11 protein-coding genes are annotated in these 14,829 nt (G+C 46.0%); all 11 read left to right on the forward strand.

Annotation, left to right across the window (positions count from 1 at the left end; all coding sequences use genetic code 11):
- The first annotated feature begins 8 nt into the window (after positions 1-8).
- Positions 9-1,559 carry a dihydrolipoyllysine-residue acetyltransferase gene (locus tag RHEIN_RS02385; protein ID WP_008897371.1) on the forward strand — a complete coding sequence of 517 codons (1,551 nt, stop codon included), beginning with the start codon at positions 9-11 and terminating at the stop codon, positions 1,557-1,559.
- 481 nt (positions 1,560-2,040) lie between these two features.
- Entirely contained in the window at positions 2,041-3,867 is a 1,827-nt protein-coding gene (locus tag RHEIN_RS02390; protein WP_008897372.1) for a protein kinase domain-containing protein, read from the forward strand.
- A 14-nt stretch (positions 3,868-3,881) separates the two neighbouring features.
- Complete coding sequence (locus tag RHEIN_RS02395; RefSeq protein ID WP_008897373.1) at positions 3,882-5,708, forward strand: M1 family metallopeptidase; 1,827 nt, start codon at positions 3,882-3,884, stop codon at positions 5,706-5,708.
- Positions 5,709-5,777: 69 nt separating this feature from the next.
- Positions 5,778-6,458 (forward strand): SIMPL domain-containing protein, encoded by a 681-nt coding sequence (locus RHEIN_RS20250; RefSeq protein WP_008897374.1) that lies wholly within the window; start codon positions 5,778-5,780, stop codon positions 6,456-6,458.
- A 107-nt stretch (positions 6,459-6,565) separates the two neighbouring features.
- The gene (locus tag RHEIN_RS02405) at positions 6,566-7,039 is read left to right on the forward strand and encodes a GAF domain-containing protein (RefSeq protein WP_008897375.1); all 474 of its coding nucleotides are present in this window, start codon (positions 6,566-6,568) and stop codon (positions 7,037-7,039) included.
- Entirely contained in the window at positions 7,036-7,344 is a 309-nt protein-coding gene (locus RHEIN_RS02410) for a hypothetical protein (protein ID WP_008897376.1), read from the forward strand. The genes RHEIN_RS02405 and RHEIN_RS02410 overlap by 4 nt, the downstream gene beginning before the upstream one ends.
- A 6-nt stretch (positions 7,345-7,350) precedes the next feature.
- Positions 7,351-8,073, forward strand: a complete 723-nt coding sequence (gene proQ / locus RHEIN_RS02415) for an RNA chaperone ProQ (protein WP_008897377.1) — start codon at positions 7,351-7,353, stop codon at positions 8,071-8,073.
- 16 nt (positions 8,074-8,089) lie between these two features.
- The gene (gene prc / locus RHEIN_RS02420) at positions 8,090-10,108 is read left to right on the forward strand and encodes a carboxy terminal-processing peptidase (RefSeq protein WP_008897378.1); all 2,019 of its coding nucleotides are present in this window, start codon (positions 8,090-8,092) and stop codon (positions 10,106-10,108) included.
- A gap of 106 nt (positions 10,109-10,214) precedes the next feature.
- Positions 10,215-11,762, forward strand: a complete 1,548-nt coding sequence (nhaC, locus tag RHEIN_RS02425) for a Na+/H+ antiporter NhaC (RefSeq protein ID WP_008897379.1) — start codon at positions 10,215-10,217, stop codon at positions 11,760-11,762.
- Between the two features lie 188 nt (positions 11,763-11,950).
- Positions 11,951-14,533 (forward strand): aminopeptidase N, encoded by a 2,583-nt coding sequence (gene pepN, locus RHEIN_RS02430; protein WP_008897380.1) that lies wholly within the window; start codon positions 11,951-11,953, stop codon positions 14,531-14,533.
- Position 14,534: 1 nt separating this feature from the next.
- Positions 14,535-14,756 (forward strand): DUF2835 family protein, encoded by a 222-nt coding sequence (locus RHEIN_RS02435; RefSeq protein WP_008897381.1) that lies wholly within the window; start codon positions 14,535-14,537, stop codon positions 14,754-14,756.
- Positions 14,757-14,829 lie beyond the last annotated feature (73 nt).

Below are 14,829 nucleotides of genomic sequence, written 5' to 3' on the forward strand. Positions count from 1 at the left end.
ATAGCCAGATGAAAAAAGATTTTATTCTGCCGGATATTGGCGAAGGTATAGTCGAGTGTGAAATCGTTGAATGGCTGGTGAAAGAAGGCGATCGTATCAGTGAGGATCAGCCAGTTTGTGATGTGATGACCGACAAAGCTTTAGTACAAATTCCTGCTGTGTACGACGGTGTGGTCACCAAACTCTATTACGCCAAAGGCGATATTGCCAAAGTGCATGCGCCTTTGTTTGAAATGGACACAGATGGTGTTGCACCTGCTGCTACACCTGCTTCAGCTCCAGCCCAAACTCCTGCTGCTGTCGCTACTGGTAAACAGCTGGAAGATTTTATTCTGCCTGATATAGGTGAAGGTATTGTTGAGTGTGAAATTGTTGAGTGGCTGATCAAAGAAGGCGATGTGCTGGCTGAAGATCAACCCGTCTGCGATGTAATGACCGACAAAGCTTTAGTGCAAATACCGGCCAAATACGCTGGTAAAGTGGTGAAGTTGCATTACGCCAAAGGTGAAATTGCCAAAGTACATAGCCCGTTGTTTCAGCAGGAAATTGCAGGTACTTCTGCTCCGGCAGTTGTTGCAACGCCAGTCGCTGCCCCGGTTTGTGCTGCAAAAGCCGCTGCCTCAACATCAGCTCCGGCAGGCAATGGCAAAGCATTAGCCAGCCCGGCCGTGCGTCGTTTAGCCCGTGAATTAAGCATAGATTTATCTTTAGTACCGGGTTCTGGTGACAAAGGCCGGGTATACAAAGACGATGTCAAAGCTTATGCCAATGGCGGTGCTACTTCTGGTGTAGCCAAAGCTGCTGCAACACCGGTTAAAGCCGCTACGGCTGCTACTGTTACAACCAGCTCTGGTGGCAGCCGTGTTGAGCCTATCAAAGGCATTAAAGCGGCAATGGCGCGTCAGATGCAGGATTCGGTATCAACCATTCCGCACTTTACCTACTGTGAAGAAATTGATTTAACAGAGCTGATTGCACTGCGTGGTCAATTGAAAGATCAATACGCCAAGCAGGGTATTAAGCTGACGCTGATGCCGTTTTTTATGAAGGCGATGTCGCTGGCTATTAAGCAGTTCCCTATTATGAATAGTCAGGTCAATAGCGACTGCTCAGAGCTGACCTATTTTGATGATCACAATATTGGTATAGCGGTCGACTCCAAAGTGGGTTTACTGGTGCCGAATATCAAAGGCTGTCAGAACAAGTCGATAGTGCAGATTGCCCAGGAGCTGACGAAATTAACAGAAGCTGCCCGCGAAGGCCGTGTTAGCCCGGCAGAGCTCAAAGGTGGCACTATCACTATTTCCAACATCGGCGCTATTGGCGGCACTGTGGCGACTCCTATTATCAATAAGCCGGAAGTGGCGATCGTAGCTTTGGGTAAAACACAGTTATTGCCACGTTTTAACGCCAAAGGCGAAGTGGAAGGCCGCTCTCTGATGCAAATCAGCTGGTCTGGTGATCACCGCGTGATAGATGGTGGCACCATAGCCCGTTTCACTAACTTGTGGAAAAGCTATCTGGAACAACCCTCATCTATGTTGCTGTCTATGGTCTAAGCCATAAACGAAGCGCTGGTAATTGGTCTTGTTCTTTGCTACAAAACCCGGATGATCGAAAGTAATCCGGGTTTTTCGTTTTAAGGGTATTTGTCTAAAACTCGTGCAGACCCAGGTAATTGGAGCTGCAGTGAGGCGACAAGTCATTGAGTCCCCAACATACATAGTTCACTATGTGATTGGGGCGAAAGCACGCAGTCAACAATGCTGCGGTTTAGGTTGGGAGAGGTTACCCAAAGTAATTGGAGCTGCAGTGAGGCGACAAGTCATTGAGTCCCCAACATACATAGTTCACTATGTGATTGGGGCGAAAGCACGCAGTCAACAATGCTGCGGTTTAGGTTGGGAGGGGTTACCCAAAGTAATTGGAGCTGCAGCGAGGCGACAAGTAAATGAGACCCCATGAACATAGGCGACTATGTGATTGGGGCGAAAGCACGCAGGCAACAAAGCTGTAGTTTCAAGTACGAAGGGTAAATTTATGGATAAACATCAGCTTCGTAACTTCTATATCCCCGAAGAGCAGTCGGTTTACCTGCTTAACGCCAACGATGCCAAAAAACTCAAAGACTGGGTGGCGCTTTGTATCTCTGAATTGGAGAAACTGGGTTATCGTCAGATTGAGCTGGTAGGCAAGGGCGCTTATGGTTTTGTCTTTGCTGGCCTGGATCAAAAACAACAGGACGTAGTCTTTAAGTTCTCCCGTATCAACTTACCACCTCATATCCAGGAACGTCTGGCCGACGAAGGTTATATGTTGTCACAGGCAGCGCATCCAAATGTGCCGCCGTTTTTTACCTATCAGCTGGTAAAAAAGCAGGGCATTTTAATGATGGGCCGGGCTAAAGGTATGGATTTGGAGCAATTCAGTCTGAAACAGGGTCGTTTGCCGGTGCGGTTACTGCTGGATATTGCCACTCAGCTTGCAAGTTTATTACTGGCGTTACGGCAACATAAAAAAGACGGAGAAATAGCGCCCATAGTGCATGGCGATATTAAACCTTCGAATATTGTTTATGACGAAAGCACTAATCAGATCAGTCTGGTGGATTGGGGCTCTTCGGTGTTTGCTCAGCTCGACAGTGAAGGCCATTACATTGGTAACAACGTGATGCAGCTGATGTCGTCGGATTTACAAACATCCAATGCCCGTTTAGGTGATGTGTATTTTATTGGCCCTGAGCAGCGCACTGGTGCTTTATCCAGCCCACGTTTTGATGAGCAGGGTGTCGCCAGTACTTTGTATGCGCTGGCATCCGGTCAGTCCTGCCGTTTTGGCCGCAAGGCTATACCCGCACGAAGCCTGGGTTTACCTATGGAATTCGCCACTATGCTCGACAGCATGCTGGCGGATGATTTGTTGTTGCGTCAGCAGGCGGGTGATTATTTCTTAAAATCTATGCCCAGGTTAAATCATCTGGTGACACCTGACTTGCCGCTGTTAAGTACAGAATCTGTATTACCGGTCTGGATCAGTGAAAAAGTGCAGGAGTTGGATACTGTAGTTTATTCGTCGCGTAAATCCTTTTTGCGTGAGCACAGCGATGAAGAAGGTATTCAGTACATAGATGATGTGCAGCTGGAGCGTTATTACAAAAACTACCTCGAGGGCATGGGCGAAACTGAAAAAGCTTTTGTGGCTGCAGTCAGCCGGTTAGGCCGTTATCCTGTGGTCGGTGGTATTGCCATCCATTGGCAAAGTTCCGGAGTTTATATCGACTCCAGCCTGAATTTGTTTGACGAGCGCCTGCAAAAAGCCTTTGCAGTGGCGGTGAATAATGTAGTGCAACTGGCTCGTTGTATCGCCAAAGTGGGTATTTTTAAAACCTGTTTATTTGATGCCCGCCAGACTATTCACATAGCGCGCGACAGCACAGAGCTGCCTTTTGTGGTGCCTCAAGGCACAAAGCTTAAATATGAGTTGGGTCAAAACCAACTGGATGATCGCAGCGCTCAGCACAGTTACTTTGAAGATGGTAAAGATCCTGACGAGCAACTGGTGTTGCCGGACAGCATTATGGATGACTTAGCAGCACTGAATTTAATTCGTCATACCGGCTGTATCATTTTTGAAGTTACACCTTTGTATATGAAAATACATAACTATTACCGTTTGCTGGAACCTGCTGCTGAAGCACAATTTGCTGCCTTGCTGCAGAGCATTTTGGCAAAAGTGCCTTTGATTAGCGGTGAAGGTGTGGGTGGTTTTATGAAGCTGCCCCACAAAGATACCCGGCATTTCAGCCACCAGAGCCAGCAGGAACTTTGTTATTATCCTGCCAATCCTATGAATTACAGTAAGAATTAGTTTCGGAGAAAAAAATGCGTGTTGTGATGCTGTTGCTGGTTTTATGTTGTGCCAAAGTTCAGGCATCTGATCCCCATAGTTTCAGTAACTTTGCTTTAGTCAGCCACCCGGAGCTGACACTGGATTTAACGGCCGATTTTGATAAGCAGCAACTTCATGGTTTTGTCGAACTGAAACTGGACTGGCATCATCCGGACACAAGGCAACTGGTGCTGGATAGCCGCGATTTGAGCATTGAAAAAGTACTGGGGCAATCCGCGGAGGGCCGTTGGTTGAAACTGACTCATAGCCTTGGGGAGAAATCACCCACTCACGGCCAGGCACTGCGAATTGAATTTCCGGCTCAATTCGCTAAGGTGCGTATTTATTACCACACCAGCCCACAAGCGTCCGGTTTGCAGTGGCTGAGCAAAGAACAAAGCAGCGAAAAACAGCAGCCGTTTATGTATAGCCAGTCGCAATCGATCCACGCCCGCAGCTGGATCCCTTTGCAGGACACGCCCGCAGTGCGGCTGACTTATCAGGCTCGCATTCGCACACCTAAAGAGCTGCTGGCTGTGATGGGGGCGGATAACAGTGCGAATAGTGATAAAGACGGCGATTATTTTTTCCGTATGCCTCAGGCTATTCCTGCTTATTTGATTGCGCTGGCTATAGGGGACTTAGAATTTAAAGCCATGTCAGATCGCACTGGCGTTTACGCTGAAAAAGCCTGGCTGGATAAAGCTGTGGCTGAATTTTCTGATACAGAGCAGATGATGCAAGTTGCAACGGCCTTGTATGGCGATTATCCATGGGGCCGTTATGACTTGTTGATATTACCTGCCAGTTTTCCTTTTGGCGGCATGGAGAATCCCCGTTTATCTTTTATCACCCCTACAGTGATAGCGGGTGACAAAAGTCTGGTCAGTTTAATAGCGCATGAGCTGGCGCATTCCTGGTCTGGTAATTTAGTCACAAACGACAGCTGGCACGAGCTCTGGCTCAATGAAGGTTTTACCAACTATGTGGAAAACCGCATTATGGAACAAGTTTTTGGGCCAGAACGTGCTTTATTGGAACGTCAGTTGTCGGTACAGGATCTGGAAAATGATTTGCTGCAGCTGGATGCCAAAGATACCTTGCTGATCACCGATTACACAGGCCGTGATCCGGATGAAGCCTTTACGCAGGTGCCTTACATCAAAGGTATGTTGTTTCTGCAGTTTTTAGAACAGCGTTTTGGTCGTGCCGTATTTGATCCTTTCCTGAAAAACTATTTCCAGACCTTTGCTTTTCAGAGCATGAATACTGAAAAATTCCTGCGTTATATGCGTAAAACCCTGCTGAATGACCCGGATATTGTCTCTATGGGTGAAGTACTGGAATGGTTGTATCAGCCTGGCCTGGCCAGCACTTTTGTTGCGCCTGCCTCTGATGCCTTTAAACAAGTGGATCAACAGTTGGCCTTATGGCAAAAAACCGGCAATCTGACTGAATTACAGACAAACAGCTGGAGCATTCACCATTGGTTACATTTTATGGGTCAGTTGGCTGCTACTGTCGACATTGCTCAGTTGAAGCAACTGGATGAGGCTTTTCATTTAAGCCAAAGTCAGAACGCAGAAGTGGCAACAGCCTGGTTTAAAGTAGCCTTGGCAAAAAACTATCAGCCGGCATTGCCTGCACTGGAACAGTTTTTGATGCAGGTAGGGCGGCGTAAATTTGTGGTGCCTTTGTATCAGCAGCTTAGCCAACAGCCGGAACATCTGGAGCGGGCTAAAGCTCTGTATCAGAAAGCAAGGCCGGGTTATCACCCTTTAACTCAGTCTGCTGTTGATAAGGTATTGAAGCTGAATTAAATTTTAAGTGACCGTTCAGCTTGGCCAGGTAATCTGTGCTGAACAGATAGTGTTTAAAAGGATTAAAAAATGAAAACGAAATTAGTAGCTCTTTTGGTCTGCAGTATGACTTTTGTTGCTTTGGCTGATACAAAAGCAGTAAAAACTGTCACAGTATCAGGTTCAGCCATCATGCAGGCTAAACCTGACGCTGTGCGTTTAACCATGCAAATTCAGCAAAGCTCTGAGAAGGTCAGTGACGCCAAACAAAAAGTCGATGAGCAGGTGGCCGCTTTAACCAAAGCTTTGCGCAAGCTGGGTGTAAAAGATGATCAACTGAACAATGCACCTTTGCGTATTCAACAGGATTATCAGCACGACCCAGAGCGTAAATTACCCCAACGTTATCAGGTCAGCCGCGATATCGTGGTGTCGTTAAATGACTTATCGCTGTACAGCACAGTATTGCAACAAGCAGCAGATTTAGGTGTGACTCAGATGAATCAGGCCGAGTTTCTGGTCAGTGGCTCGGATGAGTTGTATCAAAAAGCGCTGCAGCAGGCTTTTACTCATGCCAAAACCAAAGCATCTTTATTAGCTCAGGCTAATGGCTTAAAGCTGGGTTCAGCCCAAAAAATTAATGAACAAGGTTATGCTCCAGCCCCTGTGATGAAGATGACCAGAGCTATGTCAGACAGCGCTGAAGTCAGCTTTGGTCAGACCGATATCAGAGCAGAAGTGTCAGTTGAGTTTGAAATGAACAGCCATTGATTGTTTATTAAACAAATGCGGCTAAATCTTTTTGTGGCAGAGGTTTAAATTTAGCGACAAAACAAGTAATGTAGGGACCTTCGTAGTAATGGTAGAACCTATATTTCATGCGTGAGCAAAAATCAGAATTTTATCAGCTGCTGCAACAGCAAGCTCAGTCTCTGATCGAAGACGAAACAGACCTGATTGCTAACATGGCAAATCTGAGTGCGTTGCTCTTTAATGAAATGCCTGATCTGAATTGGTCAGGCTTTTATATTTTAAGGGATGACGTTTTAGTGCTGGGGCCTTTTCAGGGCAAAGTGGCTTGTGTGCGTATACCAGTTGGCAAGGGCGTCTGTGGCACTGCGGTGGCAACAGGCGAAATCCAGCTGGTTAAAGATGTGCACGAGTTTCCAGGTCATATCGCCTGTGATGCGGCCAGTAACTCTGAAATTGTGTTACCGGTGCGCCATAATGGCAAGATTATCGCTGTGCTGGATATCGACAGTCCAAGCCTGGCTCGCTTTGATCAGGACGACCAGCAAGGTTTAGCTGGATTGGTCCAATTGTTTGAACAGCATTTGGCCCGGACTTTATGAAAGACTTAGTCAATATTCAGGATTATTTATTCCAGGTCACTGATGTAGGTGACTGGGAAGGCGAAGAAGAGATCATCGCTGATCGCATCAACGCCATTTACCACGCAGTCTGGCGTCGTTTTCCAGATGATATTTTACCAGCCGAAATAGACCATTTACTTAATGCGATTTGGAACGAACTACGAGGTAGTTTTGTTTTATTAGAAGCAGATGAAGATGAATTGGTCGACTGGGCTATCTGTTACGTCAATAACCAATTAGAAGAAGGCATTAAGTTAGACGATGCCGCTGATGAAGAAGAGTAATTTTGCATGACAACCCCAACTGAACAAATTCAAGCTCAACCCGCAGGCAAAGATGTGAAACAAATCCTCGCCGAACTTAGCGAAAAGTTTCCTCTGTGTTTTAGCCAAAGCGGTGAAGCTAAACCTCTGAAAATAGGTATTTTTCAGGACTTAGCCCAGCGGTTGTCTGAAGAAGATGGCATCAGCAAAACGCAAATTCGTCATGCCTTACGTTTGTATACCTCCAGCTGGCGTTATCTTGCTGGCGTCAAAGTGGGTGTTGCCCGTGTTGATTTGGATGGTCAGGCAGGCGATCTGATCGACGAACAGCAAGCTGCTCATGCAGCTGAAACCTTAGAGCAAAGCAAAGCCAAAGCGGCTGAAGTACGCAAAGCAAAAGCAGCGGCAGAACGTGCTAAACACAAAGAGCAGCAAAAAGACCAGCCAAAAAATCCGGCTTCAGACAAAGCTGCTTACAAAAAATCCCAGCCAAATAAGGCCACAGTGGCAGCAAAAGCAGCCAAACTTCACTCTAAGCCTCAGACCACAGAAAAAGTGGTTCCAGAGCAAGCAGTTGAACTTATTGCATTAAATACAGCCACATTAAAAGTTGGCAGTGCTGTGCAGTTAAAAGTTGGCTTAAAACCTGTGCCTGCAACTGTGCTTGAAGTAGTTAAAAATGATGTTGTGGTACAGCTTGCCTCAGGTATGGTGATTAAGACCCAAGGGGATAAGCTGTTCCAGGCTTAACAGAGATGAGTGTTCAATGAAAAAAATTTCCAGCTTAGCGGCGTTTTTTCTGGTGATCGGCAGCAGTGTGGCTGCGCCGGTTATTTCTCCTGTGCCAAATCTGGTACAGGAACCACAACATGCAACGGCCAGTAAACGAATTACCAATTACTTTACCCGAGAGCATTATTTAGGCTTACGCATTGACGATGAATTGTCGTCTAAAGTCTTCGACCGCTACCTGAAAAGTCTGGATTTTTTCCGTAACGTTTTGCTTAAATCTGACGTGGACAGCTTTGAAAAGTACCGTAACGAATTTGATAACGGTTTAGCGAAAGGTCAGTTTGATTTCGCTTTTCAGATGTTTAATTTAAGTCTGACCCGCCGTTTAGAGCGTTATGACTACGCTATCAGCCTGCTGGACAAACCTTTTGATTTCACTCAAAAAGACAGCTATGAGTTTGAGCGCGAAGACGCCCCTTGGGCCGCCGACGTAGCACAACTTAATGAGTTGTGGCGTCAGAAGGTGAAGTTTGATGCGCTGAATCTGAAGTTAGCAGGTAAAACAGCAGAAGAAACGACAAAACTGCTGAAAAAACGCTACGAAAACGCAAAAAAACGTTTATTACAAACTGAAAGCGAAGATGTGTTTCAGATCGTGATGAACTCTTACGCCCGCAGCATTGAAGCTCATACCTCGTATTTATCGCCACGTAACGCTGAACGTTTCCAGCAGGAAATGAATCTGTCGCTGGAAGGCATAGGGGCTGTACTGCAAAGTGATGATGATTTCACTGTTATTATGAGTCTGGTGCCTGGTGGCCCTGCTGATATGACAAAAAAAATCAAACCCAAAGATAAAATCATTGGTGTGGCGCAGGGTGAAGAAGAATTTGTTGATGTGGTCGGCTGGCGTCTTGATGATGTCGTGGATCTGATCAAGGGACCTAAAGGCTCCACTGTACGTTTACAGGTGTTAGTGGGCGGTGATGCGTCCAAAGGCGTTCCTACTCAGATTTCTATAGTGCGGGATAAAATCCGTTTAGAAGACAGAGCAGCAAAAGCTGAAGTGCTGGAGCCTAAATTAAGCCCCTTGGGTAAAAAGATTGGCGTAATCAATATTCCAAGCTTTTATAACAACCTGACCGAAGATGTGAAAAAAGAAATTGCCAGCTTAAAGCAGCAGAATGTGGACGGTATTATTGTCGACTTACGTGGCAACGGTGGTGGTTCTTTACCTGAAGCAGTGTCTTTAACAGGTTTGTTTATAGAAAAAGGCCCTGTAGTACAAATTCGCGAAGCAGGCAATCGTATCGGTATCAGTCAGGATCAGGACGCCAGTATATTTTATGACGGCCCTTTAACTGTGATGGTGGACCGATACAGTGCTTCGGCTTCTGAAATTTTCGCTGCAGCTTTGCAGGATTATGGTCGTGCTTTGATTGTAGGTGAACACACCTTTGGTAAAGGTACAGTGCAGCAGCACCGTGCTTTAGGCCGTGTTTATGATATGTTTGAAGAGTCGTTAGGTTCGGTTCAGTTTACTATCGCCAAGTTTTACCGTATCGATGGTGGCAGTACCCAACACAAAGGGGTGACTCCGGATATTTTATTCCCTTCACCTATAGAACCAGGCGAGTGGGGCGAAAGCAAAGAAGAAAACGCTTTGCCGTGGGACAGTATTCCAGCTGCTAAATACAGTGCGTCAGATGAGATTAAAAAGGCGTTGCCTCTGTTACAGCAAAAACATCAGGAACGATTCAGCAAAGAAACTGAATACAAGTACCTGATGGACGATATAGCGCTGTATACCAAAGAAAAAGATGAAAAGACCATCTCGTTAAATGAGCAGGAGCGTCTGAAGAAAAAAGACGAAAACACAGCCCGTGATTTAAAACGAGTGAATGAACGTTTAACCCGACTGAAGTTACCAGTGGTAAAAAGTCTGGATGACTTGCCTGAAGTGCTGGAGAAGCTGGACCCATTGCTGGAAGAAACAGCTCAGATCACCGCGGACATGTTAAGTCTGGGTCATCTGGCAAAACGCGCTCACTAACATAAATATGAAGGGGTCAGAGTGATTGGTTGCAAGCAACCCATGACTCTGGCCCTTTGCTCATTACAACAGAAACTGGCTGAAGCCAGTCGTGAAGAGAAGCCCCATGGAACAAAAATCTGCACCACGCCTTATTAAAGCCCCCAGTTTTTTAGATGCCAGCATACCGCTGATTGTTTTAGTAGTTTTACTCAGCCTGTCGGTTTACCTCTATGGCAGTGACTCCTCTTATGGCGCCAACCAAATCGCTTTGTTTGTGGCTGCTTTTGTTGGTGTGATTATAGGTTTAAAAAATGGTTATGGCTGGGCTGATATTGAACAAGCCATGGTTAAAGGCATTTCGTTGTCTTTAGGGGCTTTGCTGATCCTGTTTTCTGTTGGAGCTTTAATTGGTACCTGGTTGTTGGCCGGTACTGTGCCTACATTGATTTATTATGGTTTGCAGCTGTTGGACCCGTCCTGGTTTTATGCTGCAAGTTGTATCTTGTGTGCCATTGTTGCCATCAGTATCGGCAGTAGCTGGACTACAGCTGCCACTATAGGTGTGGCTTTGATAGGTGTAGCAGCAGGTTTGGGGATGTCGCCTGCTATCACAGCTGGCGCTATAGTCTCAGGTGCTTATTTTGGCGATAAAATGTCGCCTGTCAGTGAAACCACAAACTTAGCTCCTGCTGTGGCCGGTTCAAACTTATTTGACCATATCCGCCATATGACCTGGACTACAGTACCCAGCCTGATCCTGGCTTTGATTATTTTTGCTGTGATTGGATTTAACGCTGACGCTGCGGCGGATGACACACAAATTCGCGCTATCAGTGAATCCTTGCAGCAACATTTTAATATCAGCCCTGTGATGTTGGTGCCTTTATTGGTCTTGATGGCGATGGCTGTGAAAAAAGTACCGGCTTTTCCAACTGTATTTATCGGCGCTTTGTTAGGCGGACTCTGGGCTGTGTTATTTCAGCCTGAGTTGGTGGCTAAAATGGCAGCTCCAGTAAATGCAGGTTTGACATCCAGTATAAGTCTTTTGTTTCTGACTATTGATTTAGAGGCGTTAAACCATGTATTAGCTCCATTACAAGTAGTCTGGAGTACTTTGCATGGTGGTTTTGTTATAGAAACCCAGAATGCTCAGTTGGATAAGCTGCTAAACGGCGGTGGTATGGTGAAGATGCTCAATACCTGTTGGCTGATTTTTTCGGCCATGATGTTTGGCGCTGTGCTGGAACATGTAGGTTTATTACGTAAGTTTGTTGAAGCAATTTTGCATAAAGCACACAGTACAGGTTCATTAATTACCAGTACTATTGCCACTTGTATTGCGACTAATATTTTAACCGCCGATCAGTATATGGCCATTGTGATGCCAGGCCGGATGTTTAAAGAAGAGTATGAGCGTCGGGGTTTAGCTCCTGTGAATTTATCCCGTACTTTAGAAGACGGCGGTACTATTACCAGCCCGTTAATTCCGTGGAATACCTGTGGTGCCTATATGCACGGTGTATTAAACGTGAACCCGCTGGATTACGCCATGTATGCATTTTTTAACCTGATTAATCCGGTTCTGGCCGTGATCTATGCTTATATGGGCATTAAGGTACTCAAACTGACACCACCAGATACGCCAATTACAGCGGCCGTACAAGGTAAATAACAGAAAAGGCCAGTTGAAGAACTGGCCTTGTTTTATTCGCAGCCATCCATGGCGCTCCCCCTACCGGGCCAACGCTTCGCGTTGTTAAAAATTGCTCCGGGAAATTTTTATGTACAGGATGTACGGTACGTCGGAAATGCAGGAGCACAATTTTCGACGTTAGCATTAACAAAAAGAGAGAGTTTGTGATGAGCCAGGTATCGAGCCGTCAGGCAAAAAAACTAAGTGACTACAAAGCACCAGAATTTACTATTACCGACGTTGAGCTGAGTTTTGAGCTGAACCCACAAGCGACAAAGTTAACTGCGGTATATCAATTGGAGTCAGCCAGTGGTCAAGCTGGCACTTTGATTCTGGATGGACAAGAGCTGAAGTTATTGTCTGTATCATTAGATGGTCAGCTATTAAATGCCGATTGTTATCAGGTCACTGCTGAGCAGTTGATCCTGCCAGGTATGCCAGCCAAAGCACAACTCGAATTGAACATAGAGCTCAACCCTCAGGCCAATACGGCGCTCGAAGGTTTGTATTTATCCAATGGCGCCTATTGCACTCAATGTGAAGCTGAAGGTTTTCGTCGCATCAGCTATTATCTCGACAGACCTGACGTCTTAGCCCGTTTTACCACTCATATTATTGCTGACGATACAGCTTATCCAGCGCTGTTAAGCAACGGCAATCTGGTCAGCTCCACTCTGCTGTCTGATGGTCGTCGCCATGTCACCTGGGTGGATCCATTCCCAAAACCAAGTTACTTATTTGCCTTGGTTGCAGGGGACTTTGATTGCTTAAAAGGCAGTTACACCACAGGCTCTGGCCGCGAAGTAGCACTGGAATTTTATGTCGATAAAGGCAACAAAAACCGAGCTCAGTTTGCGTTAGAATCGCTGCAGCGCGCTATGTTGTGGGACGAGCAAACCTTTGGCCTGGAGTACGATCTTGACATCTACATGGTGGTAGCAGTCGACTTTTTTAATATGGGCGCGATGGAAAATAAAGGCTTAAATGTCTTTAACAGCAAGTATGTGCTGGCCGACCAGGAGTCTGCTACAGACACCGACTTTTTTAATATTGAATCTATTATTGGTCATGAGTATTTCCACAATTGGACAGGCAACAGAGTCACCTGCCGTGACTGGTTTCAGCTGAGTTTAAAAGAAGGCTTAACTGTATTTCGGGATCAGCAATTCAGCGCTGATATGGGCTCAGCTACCTTAAATCGTATTGATGCCGTGAAAACCATTCGCACAGCGCAATTTGCTGAAGATGCCGGCCCCATGGCCCATCCTATCCGGCCACAGCAAGTGCTGGAAATGAATAACTTTTATACCGTCACTGTGTATGACAAAGGGGCTGAAGTTATTCGTATGCTACATACTTTATTGGGCCAGGACGGTTTTCGAAAAGGTATGGATTTATACTTTAAACGTCACGACGGTCAGGCGGTCACTTGCGATGATTTTGTCAATGCGATGCAGGATGCGAATAAACGCGATTTAACGCTGTTCAGCCGCTGGTATCAGCAATCCGGTACGCCAGAATTAAAAGTTCATAGCCAGTTTGATGCAAAAAAACGTGAATTTAAGCTTTTGATGCAACAGCACACGCCTGCCACTGCGGATCAGACCGATAAAGAGCCTCTGCTGCTGCCTGTGCGCGTTGAATTGCTGGCTGAAGGGGTAAGCCTGCCTTATCTGCTGGAAATGACGGAAACGCAGCAGGAGTTTAGTTTTGCTGTCAGTCAAAAACCTGTGCCTGTACTTTTGGCTGATTTTTCGGCACCAGTAAAATTACAGTATCAGTACAGCATGGATGAGTTGTTGCAAATTGCCCGTGATGCCAAAGATGGGGTTGCGCGTTGGGATGCCATACAACAGCTGTGGCAAATTCAGGTGAAAGCCGCTATTGAAGCAAAAAGCTCAGGATCTGAGTATCAACTGCCTGCTGCTTTGTTTGAGTTTTACCGGCAGCTGTTGTTCAAGCCTTTGGATGATTTAGCCTTTACTGCAGAACTATTAACAGTGCCTGCTTACGATATGGTGGCAGAACAATTTGATGAAATACCAGTTCAGGATCTGGTTTTTGCTTTGCATAGTTTTCAACAGCAGTTGGCCACTCAACTGGCAGAGCAGTGGCAGCTTTGTTATCAGTCCTTGCAAGCAGAGGCTTATCAGTATCAGCAGCAACAGGTTGCTAAACGTGCTTTGCGTTCTGTTTGTTTGCATTATCTGGCTTTTGTTGCTGGCACGGATGGATTATTACGTCAGCAATACGACAACAGCGATAATATGACCGATCAGTTAGCTGTACTGCGCTCTTGTCGCAGTGCTTCGCATCCGCTGTTCACAGAATTGATGAATGCCTTTGAGCAGCGTTGGAATAAAGATGTATTGGTGCTGGATAAGTGGTTCAGTTTGTCGGCTTCTTACCCGCAACCCTCGGTCTTTTCAAGCTTGCAGCAGCTGACGGCGCATCCGCAATTTAGCTGGCAAAACCCGAACAGGGTACGGGCTGTATTTGGTGCTTTTTATCAGCAAAATCCTGCTATGTTTCACTCCGACGACGGTCAAGGCTATCAGCAGCTTGCCGATGTTGTGCTGAAAATGGATGCTATTAACCCTCAGGTTGCATCCCGTTTAGTTACCCCTCTGTTGTCGTGGAAAAGGTATCAGAGTGTTCGCCAGCAGCAACTAAAAGCGGTATTACAGGCTATGCTGGCAAGGGATCTGAGTAATGACTTGTATGAAAAAGTGAGTAAGAGCTTAAGTTGATATGCGACAGTACAAATTCAGACTGATGCTGGATGTTGATCAATGTCTGGCTTTTTATCAGGGCTTGTACACCGACGTGGTGGTGCAGGCCGATAATGGCCAGACAGTACAGCTGCCGCTGCGGTATTTCCGGCCTTACATCAGCCATGCCGGAGTGAATGCGCGCTTTGTATTAACCTTAACCGAACAGGGCAAGTTCAGCAGTTTAGAAAAAATAAATTAGAGTTATTACTTAAAACGCTAACTTAAAACAAAACAGGCAAAATCTGTCACTTTAGCTATTATTTTCATTCAGT

Source organism: Rheinheimera sp. A13L, assembly GCF_000217935.1.
In the GTDB taxonomy this organism is placed as follows: domain Bacteria; phylum Pseudomonadota; class Gammaproteobacteria; order Enterobacterales; family Alteromonadaceae; genus Pararheinheimera.

Excerpts from the sequence above, each read along its gene's own strand:
- RHEIN_RS02410 (WP_008897376.1), top strand. The coding sequence starts at position 7,036 with ATGAAAGACTTAGTCAATATTCAGGATTATTTATTCCAGGTCACTGAT.
- RHEIN_RS02395 (WP_008897373.1), top strand. The coding sequence starts at position 3,882 with ATGCGTGTTGTGATGCTGTTGCTGGTTTTATGTTGTGCCAAAGTTCAG.
- pepN (WP_008897380.1), top strand. The coding sequence starts at position 11,951 with ATGAGCCAGGTATCGAGCCGTCAGGCAAAAAAACTAAGTGACTACAAA.
- proQ (WP_008897377.1), top strand. The coding sequence starts at position 7,351 with ATGACAACCCCAACTGAACAAATTCAAGCTCAACCCGCAGGCAAAGAT.
- nhaC (WP_008897379.1), top strand. The coding sequence starts at position 10,215 with ATGGAACAAAAATCTGCACCACGCCTTATTAAAGCCCCCAGTTTTTTA.
- RHEIN_RS02435 (WP_008897381.1), top strand. The coding sequence starts at position 14,535 with ATGCGACAGTACAAATTCAGACTGATGCTGGATGTTGATCAATGTCTG.
- prc (WP_008897378.1), top strand. The coding sequence starts at position 8,090 with ATGAAAAAAATTTCCAGCTTAGCGGCGTTTTTTCTGGTGATCGGCAGC.
- RHEIN_RS02405 (WP_008897375.1), top strand. The coding sequence starts at position 6,566 with ATGCGTGAGCAAAAATCAGAATTTTATCAGCTGCTGCAACAGCAAGCT.
- RHEIN_RS20250 (WP_008897374.1), top strand. The coding sequence starts at position 5,778 with ATGAAAACGAAATTAGTAGCTCTTTTGGTCTGCAGTATGACTTTTGTT.
- RHEIN_RS02390 (WP_008897372.1), top strand. The coding sequence starts at position 2,041 with ATGGATAAACATCAGCTTCGTAACTTCTATATCCCCGAAGAGCAGTCG.
- RHEIN_RS02385 (WP_008897371.1), top strand. The coding sequence starts at position 9 with ATGAAAAAAGATTTTATTCTGCCGGATATTGGCGAAGGTATAGTCGAG.